The sequence below is a fragment of the uncultured Campylobacter sp. genome (genome assembly GCF_938045225.1).
In the GTDB taxonomy this organism is placed as follows: Bacteria; Campylobacterota; Campylobacteria; order Campylobacterales; family Campylobacteraceae; genus Campylobacter_A.
Genome location: NZ_CALINL010000256.1, coordinates 1 through 2,477 on the forward strand (window position 1 = coordinate 1; position 2,477 = coordinate 2,477).

A 2,477-nucleotide genomic window follows, 5' to 3' on the forward strand; every position below is an offset into this window, starting at 1 on the left:
AGCGGTCTCTAAACTAAATTTGGATTCGTCGTTTCGTTAAATTTGCCCGCGCCGCTAAATTTGAGCGGGCGGGGCTAAATTTGATTAAAACGTCGGGATTATCGCGCCTTTATATTTTTCCTCGATAAATTTCTTTACCTCCGGGCTCGTGACGGCTTTGTCTAGAGCTTTGATTTTCGGGCTATTTTCATTGCCGACTTTGACCACGACGTAGTTGGCGTACGGACTATCTTTGCTCTCAAGCACGAGCGCGTCTTTGGTCGGGTTTAGGTTGGCGTTTAGAGCGTAGTTCGTGTTGATAACGGCGATGGCGACGTCATCTAGCGTGCGAGGAACTTGAGCGGCCTCGATCTCTTCAAATTTTAGCTTTTTCGGGTTTTCCGTGATATCAAGCGGAGTTTTTAGAGGGTTGTCGTTTAGCTTGATTAGACCTGCGCTAGCTAGCACGTCAAGCGCGCGACTCTCGTTTGTCGGGTCGTTTGGTATCGCTACGGTGCTGCCGTCTTTTAGCTCTTTGATATCTTTTATCTTTTTAGAGTAAACGCCAATAGGCTCGAGGTGGACGCCTACCGTTTTAACTAGATGAGTGCCTTTGTTTTTGTTAAATTCCTCAAGATACGGTAGGTGCTGGAAGTAGTTAGCGTCTAGATCGCCGTCCTCGGTGGCTAAATTTGGAGTAGAGTAGTCATTAAATTCTTTGATCTCAAGAGTAAAGCCGTCTTTTGCAAGGATAGGTTTTACGACTTCTAAAATTTCAGCATGCGGAACCGGCGTAGCGCCTACGACGATTTTCTCGGCTGCATTTGCGGCGACCGTTAGGCTTAGAGCGACTAGAGAGTATTTAAGTAGATTTTTCATTTTATATCCTTTTTAAAATTTGGCTAGCATTTAAAAAAGGATATGAGCGGAGGCTTAAATTTCTTTTTAAATGCTTAGCAAGACTAAGCGCTTAAAAAGAAATTTTGCGCTTAGCGTTAGTCTTTCGACGACTTAAGTTGAGTGAAGCGACGCATTTCGCACATATCTGATTTCATTTTCTATCCTTTCTTTGTAAAATTAATTTCGGGATTTTATGCAAAAAAAGTTTAAAAGAAAATAAAATCAGACGTAAAAATCATTTCTTTGTGATCTTATAAATAAAATTTCCTAACGATTGGAAAATTTGAACCATTATGATTAAAATCACGACGGTATAGAGCATGATATCCGGGCGAAATCTCTGGTAGCCGTAGTTTATCGCCACTGATCCCAATCCGCCGCCGCCGACCGCGCCCGCCATCGCCGAAAAGCCGATGATAACGATAAGCGTAAGCGTGATAGAAGCTACGATGCCGGGCAACGCCTCTACAAACATCACCTTAAAAATGATCTGAAAATTTGAGCTACCGAAGCTTCTAGCGGCCTCGATTATGCCTTTATCGACCTCTTTTAGCGCGCTTTCTATGAGCCTAGCGATAAACGGCGCCGCGCCGATAGTAAGCGGAACGATAGCCGCGGTAGTGCCGATACTGGTGCCCACGATCAGGCGCGTGAGTGGGAAAAGAACGATGATGAGGATGATAAACGGAAAGCTTCTTAGCGTATTCACCGTGATGTCAAGCGCGATAAATAGCGGTTTGTTCGGTTTTAGGCCGTCCTGCGCCGAAAGCACGAGCAATATAGCAGGCACTAAGCCTATCAAAAACGCTAAAAGCGTCGAAACCACGCTCATATAAAGCGTCTCGCCGATGGCCGGGAGCAAAATACGCTCGAAAACGTCGGGAAATTTAGAAAAATCTATGTCAAACATCACGCCACCTCCCATAATACGCCGCTTTGCTTGATGTACTCGGTCACGCGCGCTTCGTCTTTTGGATCGACGTTGATGACGAGCGAGCCAAGTACGTTTTCGTTTAGCTTCTCAAGCTTGCCCCAGACGATGTTAAAGTCGATATTTAGCGTGCGCGCCATGTGCGTGATGACGCTGTTTTGCGCGACTTCTTTGGGAAAAAAGAGTCTGATATTTACGCCCTCGCTCGGTAAAATTTCATCCTCGCCGAGGAACTCCTTCATCTTTTCATCAGGTTTTAAAAATAACTCCTCGATCGTACCGCTGCCGATTATCTTGCCGCTTTCTAGCAGCACTGCGCGGCGCGCGATGCTTTTTACGACCTCCATCTCGTGCGTGACCAAAACGACGCTGATATTTAGCGTTTGATTGATCTGTTTTAAAAGCTCGAGTATCGAATTTGTCGTATTTGGATCAAGCGCCGAGGTCGCCTCGTCGGAGAGTAAAATTTTTGGACTTAGCGCAAGGGCGCGAGCGATGGCGACGCGCTGTTTTTGTCCGCCGCTTAGCTCGCCGGGGTAGCTTGCGGCTTTATTTGCAAGACCTACGAGTTCTAGTAGCTCGCTCACTCTTTTTTTGATTTCGCCGTCTGAGTAGCCCCAAAATTTAAGCGGAGTCGCGACGTTTTCAAATGCCGTTTTTCTAGCCA

At 46.0% G+C, this 2,477-nt stretch carries 3 protein-coding genes; all 3 read right to left on the reverse strand.

Annotation, left to right across the window (positions count from 1 at the left end; translation table 11 throughout):
• Positions 1 to 84: 84 nt before the first annotated feature.
• Positions 85 to 858 carry a MetQ/NlpA family ABC transporter substrate-binding protein gene (locus tag Q0200_RS09230; RefSeq protein WP_297940587.1) on the reverse strand — a complete coding sequence of 258 codons (774 nt, stop codon included), beginning with the start codon at positions 856 to 858 and terminating at the stop codon, positions 85 to 87.
• 256 nt (positions 859 to 1,114) lie between these two features.
• On the reverse strand, positions 1,115 to 1,789 hold the full coding sequence (locus Q0200_RS09235) for a methionine ABC transporter permease (protein WP_295140214.1): 675 nt from the start codon (positions 1,787 to 1,789) through the stop codon (positions 1,115 to 1,117).
• On the reverse strand, positions 1,789 to 2,477 hold a 689-nt coding region (locus Q0200_RS09240), incomplete at its 5' end, for a methionine ABC transporter ATP-binding protein (RefSeq protein ID WP_297940590.1). The genes Q0200_RS09235 and Q0200_RS09240, both read right to left, overlap by 1 nt.

Bases quoted from the DNA above. Each gene is read 5' to 3' on its own strand.
- Q0200_RS09230 (WP_297940587.1), bottom strand. From the start codon at position 858: ATGAAAAATCTACTTAAATACTCTCTAGTCGCTCTAAGCCTAACGGTC.
- Q0200_RS09235 (WP_295140214.1), bottom strand. From the start codon at position 1,789: ATGTTTGACATAGATTTTTCTAAATTTCCCGACGTTTTCGAGCGTATT.